Origin of the sequence: Chryseobacterium sp., assembly GCF_029240215.1 — a bacterium.
GTDB lineage: Bacteria > Bacteroidota > Bacteroidia > Flavobacteriales > Weeksellaceae > Chryseobacterium.
In genome coordinates this window covers 218,344-239,872 of the sequence record NZ_JARBTK010000003.1, presented here as the reverse complement: position 1 = coordinate 239,872, position 21,529 = coordinate 218,344, and the positions used below count along the sequence as shown (strand labels likewise).

Annotated in this window: 14 protein-coding genes; 7 read left to right on the top strand and 7 right to left on the bottom strand. The window is 36.1% G+C overall.

The features are described 5' to 3' along the window. Nucleotides 1-120: 120 nt before the first annotated feature. The gene (locus K0R77_RS08295; protein ID WP_047446385.1) at nucleotides 121-297 is read right to left on the bottom strand and encodes a histone H1; all 177 of its coding nucleotides are present in this window, start codon (nucleotides 295-297) and stop codon (nucleotides 121-123) included. 240 nt (nucleotides 298-537) lie between these two features. On the opposite strand from K0R77_RS08295, the gene K0R77_RS08290 reads away from it, so the two are divergent. Further along, a complete protein-coding gene (locus K0R77_RS08290; RefSeq protein ID WP_300351007.1) occupies nucleotides 538-1,077 on the top strand; it encodes a hypothetical protein in 540 nt (179 codons plus the stop codon). Between the two features lie 24 nt (nucleotides 1,078-1,101). Continuing rightward, on the top strand, nucleotides 1,102-1,347 hold the full coding sequence (locus tag K0R77_RS08285) for a hypothetical protein (protein WP_300351005.1): 246 nt from the start codon (nucleotides 1,102-1,104) through the stop codon (nucleotides 1,345-1,347). A gap of 87 nt (nucleotides 1,348-1,434) precedes the next feature. On the opposite strand, the gene K0R77_RS08280 is transcribed toward K0R77_RS08285, so the two are convergent. After that, complete coding sequence (locus K0R77_RS08280; protein WP_300351003.1) at nucleotides 1,435-2,622, bottom strand: GAF domain-containing sensor histidine kinase; 1,188 nt, start codon at nucleotides 2,620-2,622, stop codon at nucleotides 1,435-1,437. Between the two features lie 327 nt (nucleotides 2,623-2,949). Between K0R77_RS08280 and K0R77_RS08275 the strand changes: the two genes are divergently transcribed. The 5 genes from K0R77_RS08275 (at nucleotide 2,950) to K0R77_RS08255 (ending at nucleotide 12,539) form a co-directional block, all read left to right on the top strand. Beyond that, nucleotides 2,950-4,353 (top strand): glycoside hydrolase family 28 protein, encoded by a 1,404-nt coding sequence (locus K0R77_RS08275; protein ID WP_300351000.1) that lies wholly within the window; start codon nucleotides 2,950-2,952, stop codon nucleotides 4,351-4,353. A 1-nt stretch (nucleotide 4,354) separates the two neighbouring features. Next, complete coding sequence (locus tag K0R77_RS08270) at nucleotides 4,355-7,963, top strand: DUF4450 domain-containing protein (RefSeq protein ID WP_300350997.1); 3,609 nt, start codon at nucleotides 4,355-4,357, stop codon at nucleotides 7,961-7,963. 201 nt (nucleotides 7,964-8,164) lie between these two features. Further along, complete coding sequence (locus tag K0R77_RS08265; RefSeq protein ID WP_300350994.1) at nucleotides 8,165-10,300, top strand: hypothetical protein; 2,136 nt, start codon at nucleotides 8,165-8,167, stop codon at nucleotides 10,298-10,300. 540 nt (nucleotides 10,301-10,840) lie between these two features. Continuing rightward, nucleotides 10,841-11,887, top strand: coding sequence for a GntR family transcriptional regulator (locus K0R77_RS08260; RefSeq protein ID WP_300350991.1), 1,047 nt, complete (start codon nucleotides 10,841-10,843; stop codon nucleotides 11,885-11,887). Between the two features lie 208 nt (nucleotides 11,888-12,095). After that, nucleotides 12,096-12,539, top strand: a complete 444-nt coding sequence (locus K0R77_RS08255; RefSeq protein ID WP_300350989.1) for a nuclear transport factor 2 family protein — start codon at nucleotides 12,096-12,098, stop codon at nucleotides 12,537-12,539. Between the two features lie 187 nt (nucleotides 12,540-12,726). Here the strand turns inward: K0R77_RS08255 and K0R77_RS08250 are convergent, their stop codons facing one another. From K0R77_RS08250 to K0R77_RS08230, 5 genes are all read right to left on the bottom strand, one after another. Beyond that, the gene (locus K0R77_RS08250) at nucleotides 12,727-13,878 is read right to left on the bottom strand and encodes an alpha-hydroxy acid oxidase (RefSeq protein ID WP_300350986.1); all 1,152 of its coding nucleotides are present in this window, start codon (nucleotides 13,876-13,878) and stop codon (nucleotides 12,727-12,729) included. Nucleotides 13,879-13,881: 3 nt separating this feature from the next. Continuing rightward, nucleotides 13,882-15,270 carry an FGGY family carbohydrate kinase gene (locus K0R77_RS08245; RefSeq protein ID WP_300350983.1) on the bottom strand — a complete coding sequence of 463 codons (1,389 nt, stop codon included), beginning with the start codon at nucleotides 15,268-15,270 and terminating at the stop codon, nucleotides 13,882-13,884. A 394-nt stretch (nucleotides 15,271-15,664) separates the two neighbouring features. Continuing rightward, nucleotides 15,665-16,945, bottom strand: a complete 1,281-nt coding sequence (locus K0R77_RS08240) for a TIM barrel protein (protein WP_300350981.1) — start codon at nucleotides 16,943-16,945, stop codon at nucleotides 15,665-15,667. Nucleotides 16,946-17,162: 217 nt separating this feature from the next. Continuing rightward, complete coding sequence (locus tag K0R77_RS08235; RefSeq protein ID WP_300350979.1) at nucleotides 17,163-19,265, bottom strand: bifunctional aldolase/short-chain dehydrogenase; 2,103 nt, start codon at nucleotides 19,263-19,265, stop codon at nucleotides 17,163-17,165. A gap of 194 nt (nucleotides 19,266-19,459) precedes the next feature. Further along, a complete protein-coding gene (locus K0R77_RS08230) occupies nucleotides 19,460-21,523 on the bottom strand; it encodes a RagB/SusD family nutrient uptake outer membrane protein (protein ID WP_300350976.1) in 2,064 nt (687 codons plus the stop codon). Between the last annotated feature and the right edge of the window lie 6 nt (nucleotides 21,524-21,529).

The following is a 21,529-nucleotide window of genomic DNA, read 5'->3' as shown; positions in this document are numbered from 1 at the left end:
CTTCAAATATTTTAACAAAAAAATTCTTTCCACTTATGAAAGAATTAGTTGTATTAAAGAAAAAGCCCTCTCGAAATAAGGCGTAAAAAAACCGGCTTTAGTAAGCCGGCTGAGTCTGTCTTATTTTTTAGATTCTTCTACAGAAACCTTTCTGAATTCTTTGAACAATTTGCTCAATTCCAAAGCTGACTTACGAGCTCTTGTACCCGCTGCTTTGTTTCCTTTCTCTGATTGTTGGTTTGCTTCAGTTGCAAACGCTTCGAATTCTGCGTTGATTTTTTCAATAAGTTCTTTCATGTCTATAAAATTTAGGCTGCAAATATATGTTTTCAGATGTTTCCAGCCTAACATTGGGGAAAAAATTTATAGCAAAATGTGAATTATTTAACACAAAAGTCAGAATTTTGAGTTTCAATTGTACAAAACCAAAGAAATAATTCAATTTAAGAGTGATTTAAACTTAAATTTGAGATTTAAAATAAATAGGTTGACCATAATTTTCATTTATTTATTTTTGCTGAAAACTATAAAAAAAGCATGATTGAATTAATAAAGAAACACAAAACCATGATTATTTTTATCATTTGTTTTGCCTTGATGACTTTTATATTTGTACCTAGACAGAAAGAATATTATTTGCAGGAAGAGATCGATCGTTTTACCGAAAACACATATCCTTACTTTGCCATTGCTATAAGCGTTTTTTTATTTTTGATCATAATGATTATCGGTATCGTAAGAAAATACAAAAAAACCGACTTTATCAATCTATTAGTCTACACAATTTTTATCTCTTTTTTAATGACTTTTATTTCCAAATCTCTATTTCTTTCTGTACTATTATTTATCAACAGACAACATCATTCTTCAACAGAAATTGCAAAATATGAAGTGTTAAGTATTGATAAAAAACACTATTTGTTAGCATATAATATTGTTGATCATAGAGATTATTTTGACGAAAAAGATTATCTGAAATACTTTAGAAATAATGATTTCTTTAAACTTAAAAAAGCTGATACTATTTCAATTCAAACCAATAAAGGAATATTCGGAATCAATTATTTCAATAAATAAAATACAAATCAACCTTAACAATTCATGACTAAAAAAATTCTCACCTTCACATTCGTATTACTTGCAGTTTCTATCATTGCTGCCCAAAGCACTTCAGGTCCGGAAACTGCCAACAAAGTCACAAATACTGTTACACAAACAGGAATCAGTCTCGGTTCTGTGATTGCGGTGGTAACTTCCTGGGACAGAAATAAATCTTTATTATGGGCAATCATTCACGGTATTTTGGGATGGTTGTATGTCATTTATTTTGCAATAACTGATCGTTAACCTCAAACAAAAAAGACTTTGTATCGTTGATGCAAAGTCTTTAAATTATTAAACCCAGAGATTTGAATTCAATTTATTATGATAAAATCATGAAGAGATCTGAAATCTGAAACAAGTTTCTTCATCAGTAGAATCAACTAAAATTCTGCCATTGTGAGCATTTGCTATTTCACTGGCAATGTAAAGTCCTAATCCTAATCCTTCCTGACCGTGATGTACTTTTCCTCTTGAGAATGGTTTGAAGAGATGTTTTTCTGTCTCTTCCGATATTTTATTTCCTTTATTGATCACACGGAGTTCAAAATTATCTGATTCTGTTGTTGCAGTCACAATGATTGGTGATTCCTTTTCACCGTGCGTGATTGCGTTACCCAAAAGATTAGAAAATAGCTGCGCAATACGTTTGTTGTCTCCTTTTACTTCATCTTTCAAATTGAAATCTGTCTGAATAAGTCTGTCAGGATATGCCATATTGAGTTCTGCAATAACCTGATGAAGAGTTTCTTCAAGATTTTTGCTGTTTTCATAATTCAGCTTGATGCCTCCACCAAGACGGCCTCTTGCAAAATCAAGCATATTATCAATCAACCCTTTCGTACGATTGGTAGAATCCTGAATGACTTTTGCCAATCTCTGATTTCTCTCATCCAAAGAACTTCGCAATAAAAGCTGAGCAGCATTGGAAATTGCATTAACAGGATTACGCAAGTCATGGCCCAAAATAGCAATAAACTGCTCTCTTATTTCTCCATTTTCCTGCTCTTCCTGTAACTGAGCCTGCGTTTCGCTAAGATTTTGAAGAGAATCCAGATGAAATGCGATCAGTTCTGCAAAAAGTTTGAACATATTGATCGTCTTTTCATTGTTCACCAATGCAGGTTTAGGATCAATTGCACATAAAGTTCCGAAGAAATCTCCGTTTTTTAAGATCAAAGGAATTGAAATATAACTCTGAAGACCGTACATTTCAGGTGTGTGGTGACCGGAATAAACAGGATCTTTATCCGCATGATCTATAGCAATTGTTTTTTCTAATTCCATTACCTGATTGCACAGCGTAGTTTCTACTTTCAGTTCACCACCGACTCCAAGTCCGAAATTAATTTTATCATTAACTGCACATGCGATCCAACGGTCTTTTGTAACCCTTGCAACAACAGCATATCCCATTCCTGTTGTACTGCAGATTACCTCAAGAATATTTGCCACAGCAGGAATCTGATTCACCTGCTCAATATCTTTTTCAAAATCAAATGATTTTGTACGATCGTTCATATGATATATTTTTAATCATTTCGATTTTAATGTTGCTTAATAAGCATAATTAATCTATAAAGGTAAGAAATAATCTCTAAGACTTATCTTTGGCCACTGGCTTTTCAGATAAGAAAATTCGCCTTCCATCTTTCAGTTTTCTTCTAAAAAACTGATAATCCTTACCTTTGAAATGATGAAATCGACCACTCTTAATCAAATTGACCGCAACTTAATTCAGAAAACAGACAGTGCAGGATAATTTTTATTTACAATTATTTTAGATTGCGATTAATAAAGAAAATATTTAAAATATGATTTTCTTAAACTAAACAAAGTTCTGACATTATGAAAAAATACGTGTTATTCCTTTTTATATTCCTGCTACCGATCTCAATTTTCGCTCAATATAAACCGTGGACTTCTTCAGCACAACCTTTAAAAGAAATCAAAGCCTTAAAAAAGCAAATCAAAAAACCGGAATTCAGAAAAGTTGATTACCTAATTACCGATTTTGGAGCTGTGGGTGACGGAAAAACAAAAAATACAGAAGCTTTCAAAAAAGCAATCGAAAAATGCAATGCAGAAGGCGGCGGAAGAGTTGTCGTACCAAACGGTGTTTTTCTTACTGGAGCAATTTATTTAAAATCTAATGTCAATCTTCATTTAAGTGACGGTTCAACCATTTTATTCAGCCAGGACAGCAACGACTACCCTATTGTTTTCACACGTTGGGAAGGAATGGAATGTATGAATTATTCATCTCTAATCTATGCTTATGAAGAAGAAAATATCGCCATTACCGGAAAAGGAACTTTAGACGGAAATTCGGATAATGATAACTGGTGGTTCTGGTGTGGTGCAACAAAATATGGCTATAATGAAACTCGTCCGGGAAGACAAAATCCTGCCCGCGCGAAACTTCACGAATATATGGCTCAGAGAAAACCGGCTAGAGAAAGAATTTTTGGTAACGGATGGTATTTGAGACCCAATTTCGTACAGCCCTATAAGTCTAAAAACTTTTATATGGCGGATGTTTTGGTGAAAAATTCTCCGATGTGGAATTTGAATCCTGTGCTTTGTGAAAATGTTTTAATTGAAAGAGTAAAAGTCATTAGCCACGGACCAAATAACGACGGATTCGACCCTGAAGCCTGTAAAAATGTATGGATTAAAGATTCTTATTTTGATACCGGAGACGACTGTATCGCAATAAAATCAGGAAGAGACGAGGACGGAAGAGACATCGGAAGACCAGCCGAAAACCACATTATCGAAAATTGCGAAATGAAAGACGGTCACGGCGGTGTGGTAATCGGAAGTGAAATTGCAGGCGGTGCAAAAAACATTTACGCTATCGGAAACGTGATGGATAGTAAAAATCTTGACCGAGCTTTAAGAATCAAAACCAGCTCAAGCCGTGGTGGCATTATCGAAAATGTATTTTTCTACAACACAAAAGTTGGCGCCTACAAAGAAGCGGCAGTTCGTTTCAATATGCATTATGAAAAGCCGGGAAATCACATTCCGACCATCAGAAATATCTGGGTTGAAAATTTAACGGTTGACAAAGGCGGAAAATATGCTGTATTTTCTGACGCTTACGAATCTTCTCCTGTGACAGATTTCACGATGATTAATGCAAAAATGACCGGCGTTCAGATCCCTTACAAAGTGGATTATTTGAAAAATGTGACTTTAAAAAATGTAACCGTTAACGGACAGCCTTTAACTGAGTTAAAACCATAAAATGCGAAGAAAAACCATTTTCGCCGGACTGCTAGTTTTGTCGGCACTCTCCCATTCTTTTGCCCAATCGAAACATTGGCAGAATAACGAGCGTGAACTGCATTACAAAGAAGACAAAGGCGATTTTTTATTGGTCAACGGAAAGTACAGATTCAACCGTGCGTTGTACGGAGATAATCGAGCTTCGAGGGTTGAAGCAGGAGATTTGCCGGAATTTGCACTCTATCTTCCGGGAATGGGTGGCAATCTTCAGTTTGTCATTCAAAAGGGTAATTCAATTAAAAAATTAATTCAGGCTGATAAAATTGAAACCCGTTACCGACCTGGTTCGATGTTGTATGAAATCAAAGACCCGATTTTAGGAAGCGGAACTTTGAAACTGACTGTTTTAGCACAGGCTAAAGAAGAGGGTTTGGTTTTAAAAATGGAAACTGTAAATGTAGATTCTTCAACAAAAATCTTTGCAATTTTTGGCGGTGCGAGCGGAACGACTTTCAGCAGAAACGGCGACATCGGCGCAGACCCAGAATCCGGATTTTATCTGTTGCCTGAATATTGTCTGATTAATGAATATAAAATTAGTAAAAATCATTTTCAATTAAATTATTTAAACAGGAAAAAAGAAACTCAAACCGTTAACGGAAGTTTTTCAAATATTAATTCTCTTCAATTGACCGATGCAAAAACTTTAGAAAAACTTTCTGAGTTTACTCAAAATAAAAACGAAAAATACCCGATTGTTTACGCTTCCTATTCTTCACAAAAGCAACCAATTTTTATTCAGGTTGCGAAAGGGAAATCAGATAAAAACTATTCGGACGAAGATTTAAAGAATATATTTAATGAAGCTGAAAAATCCCGTTTAACATTAACCAATAGAATTCAGTTAAAAACTCCCGATGCAGATTTAAATAATTTCGGAGCTAATTTGGCAGTTGCAGCCGATGGAATTTGGGAAAGTCCGACTTTCCTTCACGGTGCAGTTGCCTGGAGAATGCGACTGAATGCCTGGAGAGGAGCTTACACAGCCGATGCTTTGAGTTGGCACGACCGGGCGAAAGAACATTTTGAAAGTTATGCCAATTCGCAGGTTTTGAAACCCGATTCTGCGCCTGTAGAAATGGATACGATGCGTCATCTTGCCCGTCACGAGGAGAAAATGGGAACTTCGGTTTTTTCTAGCGGATACATTTCCAGAAATCCAAATGACAATACAAAACCGCATCATTACGATATGAATCTGGTATTTTTTGATCAGATGTTTTCGCATTTCAATTATACCGGCGACAAAGAATTTCTGAAAAAAATGTGGCCAACGATGGTTCGTCATATGGATTGGGAAAAGCGGAATTTCAAACGTGGCGATTTGTATGATGCGTATGCAGCGATTTGGGCGAGTGATGCACTTCAATATTCGGGTGGAAAAGTGACGCACACTTCGGCCTATAATTACAGAGCCAATCGTGAAATGGCGAAACTCGCGAAAATCATTGGCGAAAATCCTCAACCTTACGAACAGGAAGCTGATGCGATTTTAAAGGCAATGAAAAATGAACTTTGGATAAAAAACAAAGGCTATTTTTCTGAATATAAAGATGCTTTAGGTAATCAAATCGTTCACGACAAACCGGGAATATGGTCGATTTATCACGTTTCCGATGCGTTTATTCTGAATGAATTTGAGGATTATCAAAACTTACAGTACATTACTAATTATATGCCTAAAATTCCGGTGACGGTGAAAGGTGCACAAAATAAAGATTATTACACATTATCAACCACCAACTGGCAACCTTACGATTGGTCGATTAACAATGTGGCTTTAGCGGAAAATTTACAGACCGCTTTGGCCTATTGGCAAGCCGGAAGAACTGAGGATGCGTACCAACTTTGGAAGGGAAACTTGGTGGAGTCGATGTATTACGGCATAAGTCCGGGGAATTTTGAACAGCTTTCTCATTACGATGCATTTCGTGGAGAATTGTACCGTGATTTCGCTGACCCGATTGGCGTAGCTTCAAGAACTTTGACGGAAGGACTTTTCGGAGTTTATCCGAATTTACTGGAGAATAAAATCAGCATCAAACCTGGTTTCCCAAAAGACTGGAATTCTGCAGAATTGAAACTTCCGGATTGGGATTATCAGTTTACCAGAACTTCGAAAAAGACCGAGTATTTATTTAAATCAAAATATCAAAATCCGGTGGCAGTGGAAATGCAGATTCCTGTAAATTATTCCAACATCAAATCGGTGAAAGTGAATGGAAAAAATGTGGATTGGAAAATTAAACCGAATTCTATTTTACAGCCAATTGTTCAGTTTGAAACGCCGAAGGGAAAAGATTTTAAAATTGAAATCAATTATTCAGGAGAAAAATTAAAAAACGAACAAACCGACTACGTTAATTATATATCGGAAAGTCTTCAGTTAAATTTTGATTCAAAAAAGAAAATCAAAAACATCTACGACCCACAAGGTTTGATTAAAAATTCCCCTCCTCCGGAGGGGTGGATTCGACCGAAGGGCGAAGACGGGGTGGTCAACCACAAGTTTGAACTTAAGCCGCAGGAGAGAAAAGGAACTTTCTTTATTCAGTTCGAGCAAAACGAAACAACTTGGTGGCAACCTGTAAATGTGGACATTCGTTTTCCTTTGGAGACAAAATGGGTCAATAAACAGCTACAGATTCAGTCGAAATCATCCAATCCCATTAATGGAAAACTGACTGTTAATGGTTTAAACAAAACTTTTTCGATTCAAAAAAATCAAGGTACAGCGATTGAAATTCCTGAAAATTATTTAAGTAAAGGAACCAATTCTATTGAACTTGAATACAACGGAATCAAACAAAATATTGAAATCACGGATTGGGAAATTGAAAATCAAGGTCAGTTCAACACTATTTCATTAGCTTCAAAATATAATGAAAAAGTAACTGAGATTTTTAACCAAAAATATCTTTCTCCAAGATTGAAAGTCCCTACTCTACAGCTCCCTTGGCAGGGAATCGGAAACTGGTGTTATCCTTTGATTACCGCTCAAATTGATGACAGCGGATTGATGAATAAAAGAAAAAATGGCAAAGTAGATTTTCTTGGAATTCCATTTTTAATTAATAAAGCCGATAAAAATATCGCCTTCGTCAGTCAGTGGGATAATTATTCCGATTCTCTTGAAATTCCGATTTCAGGGAAAGGAAAGAAAATCTACTTTCTGATGGCTGGTTCTACAAATCCGATGCAGTCGCAAATCGCTAACGGAAAAATTACTGTTCAATATGCAGATGGTTCGATAACCGAATTAGAACTGAAAAACCCAACTAATTGGTGGCCGATTGAGCAGGATTTATTTGATGATAATTTTGCTTTTGAAATTCCGGATGATAAAATTCCGTATCGTGTGAAATTAAAAACCGGGGAATTGTATAAAGGCGGAAATTTGAGCAAATATTCAAGCATCAAAGGATTTACAGACCGTCAGGTTGATGGTGGCTCAGCAACAATTCTGGACTTGCCGATTGACGCGAATAAAGAATTAAAGTCGATAAAACTCACAGCCGTGAGCAATGATGTCGTGATTGGAATGATGAGTGCTACAGTTTTAAAATAGAATGCAATGCCACGAATGCACAAATATAAAGTGTATGCTTATAAAAATATTCGTGCATTCGTGGCAGATAATATAGAAATATTAGTGAGAAAAACTTCGGCAAGCTCAGTCCGACAGCAGTGTAAAACATTTAGTATTAGGATTTTCAGGCTGAACTTGTCGAAGCCTAAGTTGTAAGTTTAAAGAATAAATAAAGATAAAATGAAAAAAATTACAATATATCTCGGGATTTTCCTGATGGGATTTTCTTCACTGAATGCCCAGAAAATTGACCGAAAAAAGGTCGTTCAGCGACATAATGTAGTTAACATAAAAGCCGATACACTTTCTACTTTAACCGTAGGAAACGGGAAATTTGCCTACACCGTTGACATCACCGGAATGCAGTCGTTCCCTGAATATTATAAAAATGGAGTTTCTCTCGGAACGCAGTCTGAATGGGGCTGGAATAGTTTTCCGAATACCAAAAATTACAAGTTTGAAGAAACTTTAAAACCTTATGATTTCAATAACGATGGAAGAAAAGCGTTGTACAGTGTCCAACTGAAAGAACCTGAACGCAATAAAGGTGCTGTTGAATATTTCCGTGTGAACCAACACCGTTTGCAATTGGGAAATATCGGGATTGAACTGACGAAAAAAGACGGTCAGAAAGCGAAAATTTCAGATTTAACCAACATCAATCAGAAAATTGATTTGTGGACAGGAATTATCACGAGCGAGTTTTCACTGGAAGGAACTCCGGTAAAAGTCTGGACTGCTTCTTTCCAAAATTCAGATAAAATCGGAATTAAAATTGAATCTGATTTAATTTCAAAAAATAAATTAAAAGTTTTTGCACGCTACCCTTCTCCGACCGGACAGTTTTTGGATGATGCTGCTTTTTACGGAAATGAAAATGACCATTTTTCGAAAATCGTTTCTTCACAATCTACTCAAGGATTGATTCAGCACAAGTTGCAGAGTACAGATTATTATACACAATTTAATTTTACATACGGAAAACTTCGTGAAGCAGGAAAACATTATTTTGTTTACGAACCCTCTTCTAAAAACAAAACAATTGAATTGAGCGTTGAGTTTTCGGCTAAAAACCCGAAATCTAATAGAACTTTATTCGCTGATGCTGAAAAAGAAAGTACTTCTGGCTGGAAAAACTTCTGGGAAAGTGGTGCTGCTGTTGACTTTGAGGGAAGTACAGACCCAAGAGCCAATGAGCTTGAAAGAAGAGTTGTCTTGTCAGAATATTTAACCAAAGTTCAGTGCGGAGGAAGTAATCCTCCTCAGGAAACGGGGTTGACTTTTAACAGCTGGTACGGAAAACCGCATACGGAAATGCATTGGTGGCACGGTGTTCACTTCGCTTTGTGGGGAAGACCGGAGATTTTGGAGAAACAACTTGATTACTATTTCAGGTCATTTGACAAAGCTAAAAAATTAGCGGAAAGACAAGGCTACAAAGGCGTTCGTTGGATTAAAATGTCGGATAACGAAGGTAATGAAAGTCCGTCTTCTGTTGCTGCTTTTTTGATTTGGGAACAGCCACACATTATTTATATGACCGAACTTTTGTACCGAAACAGCAAGGATAAAAAAGTTTTGGAAAAATACAAAGATATGATTTTTGCGACTGCTGATTTTATGGCTGATTTTGCAACATATGATAAAGAGAAAAATCGTTATAACTTAGGTAAAGGAGTCATTCCTGCACAGGAAGTTTTCCCTGCGAAAGATACTTATAACCCTACTTATGAAGTTGCGTATTGGGATTGGGCGCTGAAAACTGCTCAACTTTGGAAAGAAAGATTAGGTGAAACGAGAGATAAAAAATGGGATGATGTCATTTCTAAATTAGCTCCGCTTCCGGTTCAGGATGGGGTTTATTTGTCGACAGAATCGGCGAAAGATTCATTCACATTTCCAAAATGGATGACTGATCATCCTGCAGTTCTAGGCGCATTAGGAATGGTTCCTGAGTCTCCAAAACTGGACAAAAAAATAATGAAAAACACTTTGGACATCGTTTGGGAAAGATGGAACTGGGAACACACGTGGGGTTGGGATTTCCCGATGACTGCGATGAATGCAGCTAGACTTGGACTGCCGAACAAAGCTTTGGATGCATTATTTATGAACATCCAGACTAATACTTATCTGAAAAACGGTCATAATTTTCAGGACAAACGTTTGAGAATTTATCTTCCCGGAAATGGTGGAGTTTTGACCACTGTTGCGATGATGTTGGAAGGTTGGGATAATTCGACAGGACAATTTCCAGGCTTTCCAAAAGACGGAACCTGGAAAATAAAAGCGGAAGGTTTTAAAAAAATGCCTTAAAATTACATTCATATTAGTTAGAGTCTGTCAGAAATGGCGGGCTTTTTTTGTGTCGGAGGGTTGAGTTTTTGGGTTGGATAGATATGTCGCTCCTACGGAGCTCCTCCTGTATGGTTACAACGTTTTCTACAAACCTATCGCTCCTATGGAGCTCCGTTGTTACGGATAAGCTATCAGACTTAAAAATTCATGCGGATAGAATCGTTCAACTCATGCGGATGAACTGATAAACTTATAGGCATGAGTTTCAAAAATCCATTTTGATAAGATTAAAACGAAACTATAAGACTCCTGTATTCTAATTTTTTTTAAACGAAATATTGAATTTTAAGTTTCACTATGAAATTCTGCATTTTCTCAAATTCTGACATTACATAAAATAAAAACATAAATAACTGAAAACAAGAATCTTATACTATAAATTTTGATCAACAAATGTATGAATCATTTAATGTAAATTTTTGTAACTTGTCTTCACTCATTATATAATCTCTTAAAGAGATTTTTTTTAACTGAAACAATATCTCCCACTTAAAGATCATGTCAGATACACTTGAAATCAATATCAATGAAAACTCCAGAGTTCCGAAATACAAACAGATTGTAGATTCTATTCTGAACGGAATTGACGGAGGACAAATTAAAATCGGAGAAAAAATTCCTTCCATCAACGAGCTTAGCGAATCGTGTTTTCTCTCGAGAGATACCGTGGAAAAAGCCTATAAAGAACTTCGTAAAAGGCAAATAATCGAATCGGTAAAGGGAAAAGGATATTACATTTCGCGTATCAATAAGAATGATATCATCAATATTTTCTTTCTGATCAACAAACCGAGTACCTATAAAATGATGATTTATAATTATTTCGTCAATGCAATCGGTACCAAAGGCAATGTTGAGATGTATATTTACCATTGTGATGAAACGCTTTTCATTAATTCGTTAAAAAAGAATCTGGGAGGATTTGATTATTATGTTATCATGCCGCATTTTCGTGACGAACAGTCTAAACATACAAGTTCTACACAGGAAGTTTTAGACATGATCGAACAGATTCCCAAAAACAAACTGTTGTTGCTAGACAATACCAAGCCTAATATTTCAGGAGAATACGGCTCAATTTTTCAGGATTTTGAGCATGATATTTATAATGCCTTAGAAGAAGGTTTAGAGAAAATAAAGAAATACGAAAAGATTATTTTGGTTTATCCTGATAAATCAATTCATCCCTACCCTTTCCGTATTGTGCGTGGTTTTGAGAAGTTTTGCAAAGATTTTAAACTAGATTATGAGATTCTCGACGAAATTTATCCCGACATGGAATTACAGGATAAAGATATTTTCATCACCATTCGAGAACGTGATCTGGTGAATTTGGTAAAGCAGATCAGACAAAAAAATCTGGAATTAGGGAAAGACATTGGAATTATTTCCTACAACGAAACGCCACTAAAAGAATTGCTTGGAATTACGGTAATTACAACGGATTTTAAAGCAATGGGGGAATCTGCCGCCTACATGATTTTAAAAAATAAAAAGGAATCGGTGAATAATGTTTTTAAATTTATTCAGAGAGAATCATTATAGATGATGTTGGATGTTGGATGAAAATTATATGAATATCAGTTTTTAATCATAACGCTAAAATTAGCAGTCATTTTGTCATTCCGCAGGAATCTTAACATACTAAAAATAAAGCAGTTTAGATTCCTACGGAATGACAAACAAATCGTTAAAAAATAAGATCCTAATAATTATTGGAATCACCTTGAATTTTTAAAAAAAACTAATTATAATGATTAAAAAAATAATTTTTACCCTAAGTTTCTTAGTGACAATCACTGTTTTCGCGCAGAAAAAAAACGATAAAGATGCTGTAACTGATGTTGCAGAAAAGCTAAGATTAGCCATGATGAGCGGCGACAAATCATCATTAGAATCTTTAATTTTACCGGAATTAACGTATGGGCATTCGGGAGGTCACATTGATGACGCAACGGAATTTGTTGACAAATTAGTCAGTAAAAAATCAGATTTTGTAACTATTGATATTACCAATCAAAACGTGAATATCGTTGGAAATACCGCAATTGTTCGTCACCACTTTTATGCCACCACTGCTGATTTTGGAAAAGCTCCGGGTGATGTAACTTTGGATATATTATTGGTTTGGGTAAAGGTTAAAAACGACTGGAAACTATTAGCCAGGCAAGCCGTAAAATCTAAAAAGAAGAAATAAATGATCAAGATTTTGATAAATAAAAATTCGCAAATTTAGGTTTGCGAATTTTTTAATTTATAAAAAAGTAAATTTCACAAGTGCCATTCTAAAAGATAGTGTAATGAAGAATCTCTTTTTAATTTAATAATAGACTCTTCCTTCGTCAGAACGACAAACTGATTAGATATTTAACTTTTAAGAAGTTTTATTTTACTCTAAAATTTTGTAAATCCTCCGGTTTTTCGCAACAAACCTGCTCCATTACCTGTCTGAACTGCATTTTAAGCATTTCAATAATATGATCACCACCTTTTTCGCCTAAAGCTCCGACTGCATACATAAACGTTCTCCCCATAAAGGCAAATTCAGCACCACAGCTTAAAGCGCGGGCAACATCCGGACCGGTTCTCACACCGCTGTCCATCATTATTTTGATCTGATCTTTATATTTTTCGCTGATTTCTTTGACTACGGCAATCGTAGATTCTCCTGCGTCTAATTGTCTTCCGCCATGATTGGAAATGATCATTCCATCAAAACCTAAACGAACGGCTTCTGCGGCATCTTCGTCTGAAGCAACACCTTTGATAACCAATTTTCCTTTCCATTTGTCGCGAATTGCTTTTATTCTATCAGAATTTAATCTTCCTGAAAATGTAGAATTCATGAATTGCCCTAACTGTTTCACACCCATATTTTTATCCATGTATTTTTCCATGGTTTTAAAACTAGGAACTCCATGTTTGAGTATTTCCAAACACCATTCCGGTCTTGCTAAAGCTTGGGAAATATTTCTGAAATTCAATTGAGGAGGCATTGCCAAACCATTTCTGATTTCTTTTGCTCTATATCCAAAAGTAGGAACATCTGCCAAAACTACGAGTACATCGTATCCGGAAACTTCACAACGATCAAGAATATCGTCCCGCAACCATTCTTCTCTTGGATGATATAATTGATACCAGGCTTTTCCTTCCGTTAATTCGGAAATTCTTTCAAGACTGCTTGTTGTTACCGTACTTAAAATAAAAGGAATATTATGCTTAAAAGCTGCTTTTGCTAAAATTTCTGGAGCATTGGGCCACATTAATCCTTGCAAACCAACTGGAGAAATTCCGAATGGTGCGGAATATTTTACGCCGAATAATTCAGTTTCCATATTGGCTTCCGCATAATTATTGTTCAGATATTGCGGACGAAGCAGAACTTCTCTCAGTTCGCTTGTATTTCTGTCTCTGTTAATGTTTTCATTACAACCGCCATCCAAATATTCGAAAGCGAAACGGGGCATTCTTTTTTTTGCTCTTTCGATCAGAAGTTCAAGTGAAGCATAACGGGTATCAAATGGAAATGCCATGAATTATAAATTAAGAATTAAAGGTTGAAGCACTTTCATCTGATAATGCTGCTGTAAAAAAGTTTCGTCTATTTTTTTGTTGGAAATAACCATCGAAGCTCCCAATGCTGAACCCAACGGAGAATGTGTAGACATCACGTTGTAATGCTGAAAATGATGAGACATTAGCTTCATAAATACATCATTATCTGTAAATCCACCGTCAATATAAATATTTTTAATATCTGAATTTCCGATTGCATTTGTAATGGTATGAATCTGCAGATCCATTAATTCTATCATCAATTGATGATAGGCTTCTTCAAAGGTTGCGAATGAATTTAAATCTGTTGCAGTAATCATTTTTCGCTTTAAAATAATTCCTTCAAAACGAAAATAGATATTTTTATTTTTCATTAGCCGCAGATACAAATCCTGGTCAAACTGTACTTCTCTGTGGAAACCATACTCTTTTCCATAGTATGCACACAATTTTTCAACCTGAATTTTATATTCATTTCCCATAAAAAAACGGGATGCTTTTACGCGTTTACCGTCGATACGCATATAATTCAGGCAATTGTTTTCTATATCTTCATCCGTCAGACTTTCATCATTAAAAGGGTTCAGAGAAATACTCCATGTTCCTGTTGATAGCAATAAAAAAGGTTCTTTTTTACTTAAAATATAAGGTAACAACGCTGAAGAACTGTCGTGAATTCCAACGCCGATTTTAATTTTTTTGTTTCTGTATGAAGTATTGATACTCGCAGAAGTAGGTACAATCGGTCCTAATAAAGCATCGATTTCCTCTTCATAAACCCAGTCGTGATAATCTGCTTTGTCGTAATCCCATAAATTGGTATGACAGCCGATTGAAGTAAATTCCGAAACGCAGATTCCTGTAAACAAATACGACAAATACTGAGGTAAGTGAAGGCTGTAACGGATTTTTTTGAACGTTTCAGGGTGTTTATATTTTAACCAGAATAATTGCAGTCCTGAATTCAACATTCCCGATTGAGGTGATGCTGTTTCGCGGGCAATTTTCAGTTTATCGCCATGTTTTTCGTAAAATAAATCAAGAATTTCCTGATCCATGGGTTTTGTATAATTGTACAAAGGCGTCAGAACATTTCCTCTCTGATCGAGATGCACAAAACTCGCCCCATAAGTAGAAAAATTGATTGCTTTTACCTCGTATTTTTCATTGTCAAGAATGGCATTAAAATTATCTTTTATCCAATTTTGCAGGGCTGCAAGATCTTCTGTAGGATAACCATCTTCATCAGTTGTGAGCGGTAATTCTGTATATTCACGAACGACTTCTTTATAATTTTTATCAAATAAAAAGAACTTTTTATTGGTTTTTCCAATATCAAATACTATGGTTACCTTCTTTTTTTCGGACATTCTTGTAATGAATTAAATTGAGTTTTATAAAATAAAAATAATTCTTTTTAATCTAGTTTTTGTCTTTGTAAGCTTTATTTTTAAACGCAAAATCCGCAAAGATTTTTTTTGACTACTATATGTTTTAAGTTCGCAAAGGCGTTTCACTCAGCAAAGAACACAAATAATAATCATGTTTATCAGGTCTTCATCTAAATATTATTTTTAAAACCATTAAGGAGTGTTCAGATTGTAAGATGCGATAAGAAAAAATCCACTAATTTCTTAAAGCAGCAATGCCTAGAACCCTACTCATCTAAACACTTTCAACCTTAATGATAAAAATATAAGGATACATATAATAAAAACTTTCGATTGCACTCAAAAGTTGAAATTATCAAATTTAAATAGGATTTTATAATCCGGTTGCTTTTACATTTAAACCTCTTTCGGAAATTAAAGTTTCTCTTACTTTCAGATCTCTATAAGCTGCGATTGGGTCTAATGCTGCACCCGTCTGTAATCTTGCAGCCTTTAATAACGGGCGAACATCTGTTCTGTACGCATTCTGCAAAATATCCTGCGCACCAACGACATCATTGTTTAATTGTGCTGTTTTTAATGCTTTCTGATCAACCAAAAGTGCCTGAGCATACGCAATTAAAATAGCCTCCAAAGACTGTAATAAGTCTTCCAACGGATCTTTGATATTGTGACTTGCATCGATCATCCAAGCCGGATAAGGGTTGGTAGGATTATTTTCCATTCCGTACACCAATTCATTGAAAATCAAGAATAAAGCATAAGGTTTGATTGAGCCAACCGTCAAATCATCATCTCCATATTTACTGTCATTAAAGTGGAAACCACCTAATTTCCCTTTATACATCAATGTTGCAACGATTTGTTCGATATTGGTATTCGGTAAATGATGTCCTAAATCCACTAAAGTGTAAGCTCTCTCTCCACAAGCATTTGCCAACATGAATGAAGTTCCCCAATCCTGGATTGTTGTAGAATAGAAATTCGGTTCGTAAGGTTTATATTCGATGAAAAGTTTCCAGTCTTCAGGCATTCCTGCATAGATTTCTTTTAAGCTTTTTTCAGTATTTGATAAAGCCGTCTGGAAATTCAATTGTCCGGGAAAGCTTGCTCCATCAGCCAACCAAACGGTTAAGCTTTTTGAACCTAATTCTTTTCCGATTTTAATCACTTCTTTGTTGTGTTCAACAGCGTAAGCTCTTGAATCTTCATTCACAGCGTTCAAAGAACCAAATTTGTAAGATGCTTTTGCTCCCAGCTGATCCTGAAATGTGTTAGAATTCATGGCATCAAAAATAAGTCCGTGTGACGCCGCTTTTTCTTTAATTGTTTTCACATCACTCGGAATATCCCAAGGAATATGCAATGAAACCGCTCCCGCAGAATGCGTTAATGCATGAAGCAATCCAACGTCATCTAATTTTTGTTCTAAAGAAGAAGGTTCGCCACCATAAGAAAATCTTCCGAAACGGGTTCCTCCAGCTCCTAAAGCCCAACTTGGAATTGCCACCTGGAAATCGGCAATTTTGTTCACAATTTCAGCAACATCTGCTCCTGATTTTGTTAATTTATTTTGTAGAAAATCAAAGTCTGAATTAAAGTTTTCAACTTCGTCTTTATTAATTTGTTCAATGATATCTTTTCCTATAATCATATTTTGATTTTTGTTAACCTTGTCAAGGTTTTGAACCCTGACAAGGTTGATTGATTGCCTAAAATTAGTTTTAAATATTTAATTCATCCCTTATCTTGCTTTCGAATCTTCGCAGCCCGACCTGAGTGGAGCTCTTTTTTGTGAGGAGGTACGACGAGCAAAAAAGCGGGAACGGAGGGCGGATTAAGCTGCCCAAACAAAAAATATTTATCAATAATTATCTTGGAAACGCATTTGCCATTCCTCCGTCTACATTGATGATGTTTCCTGTACTTTTATCTAAAATAGCAACGCAGGCAAAAACTCCGTTGGCGATGTCTTCAGGAAGAATAATTTCGTTTAATAAATTTCTTTTTGCATAAAATGCCGGCAATTCTTCTACAGAAATTCCGTTTGCTTTTGCACGACCTTCTGCCCAAGAACCTTCCCAGATTTTACTCCCAACGATAACTCCGTCAGGATTTACTACATTAACACGGATTTTATCTGAAGCCAATTCAGCCGCCAATAATCTTGTCATGTGCTGTTGAGCTGCTTTTGCAGTTCCGTAAGCAACGTTATTTGGTCCGGCAACTAAGCCGTTTTTACTTGCAATATTTACTATATCTCCCCCTAAATCCTGCTTTTTCATGATTTCCACTCCATTTTTCGCCATCAAAAACTGACCTTTTACCAAGACATTTTCTAATAGATCCCAGTCTTTTGTTGTGGTATCTTCCAAAGATTTAGAAATCGCTAAACCTGCTGAGTGAACAATAATATCTACTCCACCAAATGCTAAAACAGTTTCTTTGAAAGCGTTTGCAATCGCCTCTTCATTAGTGACATCACAAGTAACCGCTACAGCCTGATCTTTGTTATATTTTGCAGTAACAGATTCTACTGCTTCCTGATTCAAATCTGTGAAAACAACAACTGCTCCTTCCTGAACCATTTTGTCAGCAATTGCCTGTCCGATTCCACCTCCTGCGCCGGTTACGATCGCAACTTTTCTTGAAAGTGGTTTTTCTTTAGGCATTCTTTGAAGTTTAGCTTCTTCAAGCAACCAATATTCAATGTCGAATGCTTCCTGTCTTGGTAATGAAGTGTATTCAGAAATAGCTTCTGCTCCACGCATTACATTGATTGCATTGACATAAAATTCGCTAGCAACACGAGTTGTTTGCTTATCTTTTGAGAAACTGAACATTCCAACTCCCGGATAAATGATGATCACAGGGTTCGGATCACGCATTGCAGGACTGTTTGGATGTTTACAAGTTTCGTAATATTCTTTATACTCTTGTCTGTATTGTTCGAAAAGAGGATTTAATTTCTCTAAAATAGCTTTAGAATCGCTTAAATCTTCATTTTTATCTAAAGTTAAAACTAGTGGTTGAATCTTTGTTCTTAAGAAGTGATCCGGGCAAGAAGTTCCAAGTGGAGCCAAACGCTCAAGATCATTACTGTTGATGTATTCTAAAACGACATCACTGTCAGTAAAATGACCAACCATTCTATTCTCAGAAGAAGCTAAACCTCGCAACAAAGGCATCAATTGTGCTGCTTTATTTTTACGCTCGTCAGCAGGAAGAGATTCAACTTTCTGGCCTCCAAAAACCTGTGCGTTTTCTTCGATTTTTTTAGCAATATATTCAGAGGCCATTTCGATAACTTCTAAACTGTTGATGTAACATTCGTAAGAAGTGTCTCCCCAAGTGAACAATCCATGACTTCCTAAGACGATTCCACGAATTCCCGGATTTTCAGCTAAACATCTTTCCAACTGTAATCCTAAATCAAAACCAGGACGTTGCCAAGGAACCCACCCCATTGTATCTCCCCAGATTTCTTTGGTAATCGCTTCGCTGTCTTTCGCAGCAGCTACAGCAATTAAAGCATCCGGATGAAGGTGATCGATATGTTTGAATGGAAGTAAACCGTGAAGAGGCGTATCAATAGAAGGAGCTTTGCTATCTAAGTCAAAAATACAGTGATTGAACAAGCCAACCATTCTGTCTTCATCTGCCAAACCCTGATAAACATTTTTTAAGTTTCTTAATCTTTCCGTATATAATCCGGCGATTCCTTTTCTTGTTAAAGTTCCGATGTCTCCACCTGAACCTTTCACCCACATTACTTCAACTTCTTCGTTGGTTAAAGGGTCTTTTTCAAGTGTTTTGCAACTGGTGTTTCCTCCTCCATAATTGGTAATTCTAAGATCTGCTCCTAATATGTTTGAACGGTATAAAAATAAAGCAACCTGATCATCTCCTAAAGAAGCCGCTTTGCTTTCATCCCATAAATAATCTACGTATTTGAATGTTTTTACGTTTTCCATTTGTTTTCTTTTTGTTTCTGAATTTTAACCCAAATTTAGACTGTAGTAATTTTTACAGCATCCCGTACTATACTGCTGAACTGATTATTTAAAGATAAATTAACAATGATATTTATCACGTTTCGGCTCAGCTGTACGGTAATTTTAATTAGGTTAAAAATGAATTAATATTTTGATGTGGTGTTTGTTATTGATTAGTATCCAGGAAGCTGAGTCAAATTCGGGTTATCGACCAATGGATGACCTGCAGAAGCTGCCGCAAAAGGAAGTAATTCCGTTTTATTTGGTACAAATCCGTAGAAAAGACCATCTCCTCCACCTTCGATCCAGTTTGGATAGACTCCTCCGTTCTCAAATGATCCGGTTGGTTTTGTATAAATGATATTTCCAATCTGAAGTGCATTAAATCCTTCAACAAATCCTACAGCTTTTCTTGCATTACCATTAAATGTACTTGTATAAGCCTGGAACATATTCACAGGATACCATTTGTCATCAGTGGTTGAAGTTTGCCCATTTGCTGCTGCTATATTTTTCAAAGTTACCTGATAGGCTGCATAACCACTTGAGTTTGTAGGAACTGCCTGAACAGCTGCAATTTGTGTAGGATTTGTTAAGTCTATATAAGTCACTGCCAAGAACGGATCTCCGTAAACCTGTGCATTTTTATGAAATTTGTAAAGACGATAAATTGGTGTATTTGCAAACTGACCTGTACGGTTTGACAAGTTTTTCATTGCCTGTTTAGTTGCATCAATTTCACTAGCAATACGATTCATTCTGATCAAATCGGTACGAAGCATAAATTCGTCTGAAAATTCCCACTTACGCTCCTGAACAATAGCAGATTCGAAAGCCTGCTGACCGCTTGGAATTGTCATGGAACCAATTCCCGCACGGTTTCTCACCTGCTGTAATGCAGCAATACCCGAAGCAGTGGGTCCTCCATTTAAATAATTTTGTGTTTCTGCATACATCAATAATACATCAGCATATCTGATAATAGGAATATTCAGATTACGTGCATCTGCAGCCTGTGGCTCCACACACCAACTGATTCTGAATTTACCCGGCATAATACAAGAATATGTAGTTCCTACATCTACCCATGTATCACTTGCATTACCGGTTTTTAAGAAGTAGATACTGTAAGAAGTAGTGGCAACATCTCTGCGTTTATCTGCCGGATCGAAAGACAGGTAATAACTAGGTAATATGAACTGTAAAGCCTTACGAGAACCATAAGTGCCCCCTCTAGAACCTGGATGTGCATACACTCCAAAAGCAGAGTTTGTATTCGGTCCGTATTCAGCAATGTGCCAAAGCATCTCCTGATTTACAGTTGCAAAATTTCTTCTGTCGAAATTAAACCATAAAGCTTCAAAACCACTTTTTCCTCCCTGAGCCTGTACTAAACTATTGGTACCACCATTAATCACACTTGCCGCTGCAGCATCTGCAATCTGATACAATTGTTGTACCCTAGCGTTATCCGGACGACGAGACATTGTACCTGCAGATCCTGTATTAAGATCCCAACGAAGAGAATATCCTGCTGCATATAAAGCAATTCTTGCCAAAAGCGCATTAGTCGACTGTTTGTTTAGTCTTTCCGGTGTTCCGTTAGAAGTCGGCATACTGTTAATAGATTCTTGTATATCACCAATAACCTTATCATAAATTACATCACGTGAAGTACGTTTGGGATAAAGCGTACTCGGATCATTTGGATCTGCTTCTTCTAAAGGTATCCAGATTGCAGGTACGTCGCCGTAAACTCTTATTAAGTTATAATAACAAAATGCACGAATGGCTTTTGCTTCTGCTAATAATGCATCACGCTTTGCGCTAGCTGGCATATCTGGTAACCTATCGATTGCAATATTAGATCTTTCTATGACAGCATACATCGCAGCATAGATTCCTGTAACGGTATTAGGAGTTTTTGAATCATATTGATAATTACAGATATTGTATTTGGAATTATTGGTTGATCCGTCTTCTGAAGAATGCGTAACCGTATCTCCCGCTCCCAATTGGTAAAACATTTCAGTAGGAACAAGACCTCTGTAAAGACCCTGAACAAACGCATCTGCAGTTTCTATATTTGTAAATACCGATTCTGTATCAGATGAATTATATGCAGGTTGATTCAAAAATTCATCACTACAAGAATTGATACTGAGTCCACCGATCAAAATGGATGGAATTATTATTAATCTTTTTATGAAATTGTGTTTATTAACTATATTTTTCATGATTGA

Coding starts and splice junctions, on each gene's coding strand:
- K0R77_RS08265 (WP_300350994.1), top strand. CDS start 8,165: ATGAAAAAAATTACAATATATCTCGGGATTTTCCTGATGGGATTTTCT.
- K0R77_RS08275 (WP_300351000.1), top strand. CDS start 2,950: ATGAAAAAATACGTGTTATTCCTTTTTATATTCCTGCTACCGATCTCA.
- K0R77_RS08270 (WP_300350997.1), top strand. CDS start 4,355: ATGCGAAGAAAAACCATTTTCGCCGGACTGCTAGTTTTGTCGGCACTC.
- K0R77_RS08290 (WP_300351007.1), top strand. CDS start 538: ATGATTGAATTAATAAAGAAACACAAAACCATGATTATTTTTATCATT.
- K0R77_RS08235 (WP_300350979.1), bottom strand. CDS start 19,265: ATGGAAAACGTAAAAACATTCAAATACGTAGATTATTTATGGGATGAA.
- K0R77_RS08295 (WP_047446385.1), bottom strand. CDS start 297: ATGAAAGAACTTATTGAAAAAATCAACGCAGAATTCGAAGCGTTTGCA.
- K0R77_RS08285 (WP_300351005.1), top strand. CDS start 1,102: ATGACTAAAAAAATTCTCACCTTCACATTCGTATTACTTGCAGTTTCT.
- K0R77_RS08280 (WP_300351003.1), bottom strand. CDS start 2,622: ATGAACGATCGTACAAAATCATTTGATTTTGAAAAAGATATTGAGCAG.
- K0R77_RS08240 (WP_300350981.1), bottom strand. CDS start 16,945: ATGATTATAGGAAAAGATATCATTGAACAAATTAATAAAGACGAAGTT.
- K0R77_RS08250 (WP_300350986.1), bottom strand. CDS start 13,878: ATGGCATTTCCATTTGATACCCGTTATGCTTCACTTGAACTTCTGATC.
- K0R77_RS08260 (WP_300350991.1), top strand. CDS start 10,841: ATGTCAGATACACTTGAAATCAATATCAATGAAAACTCCAGAGTTCCG.
- K0R77_RS08230 (WP_300350976.1), bottom strand. CDS start 21,523: ATGAAAAATATAGTTAATAAACACAATTTCATAAAAAGATTAATAATA.
- K0R77_RS08255 (WP_300350989.1), top strand. CDS start 12,096: ATGATTAAAAAAATAATTTTTACCCTAAGTTTCTTAGTGACAATCACT.
- K0R77_RS08245 (WP_300350983.1), bottom strand. CDS start 15,270: ATGTCCGAAAAAAAGAAGGTAACCATAGTATTTGATATTGGAAAAACC.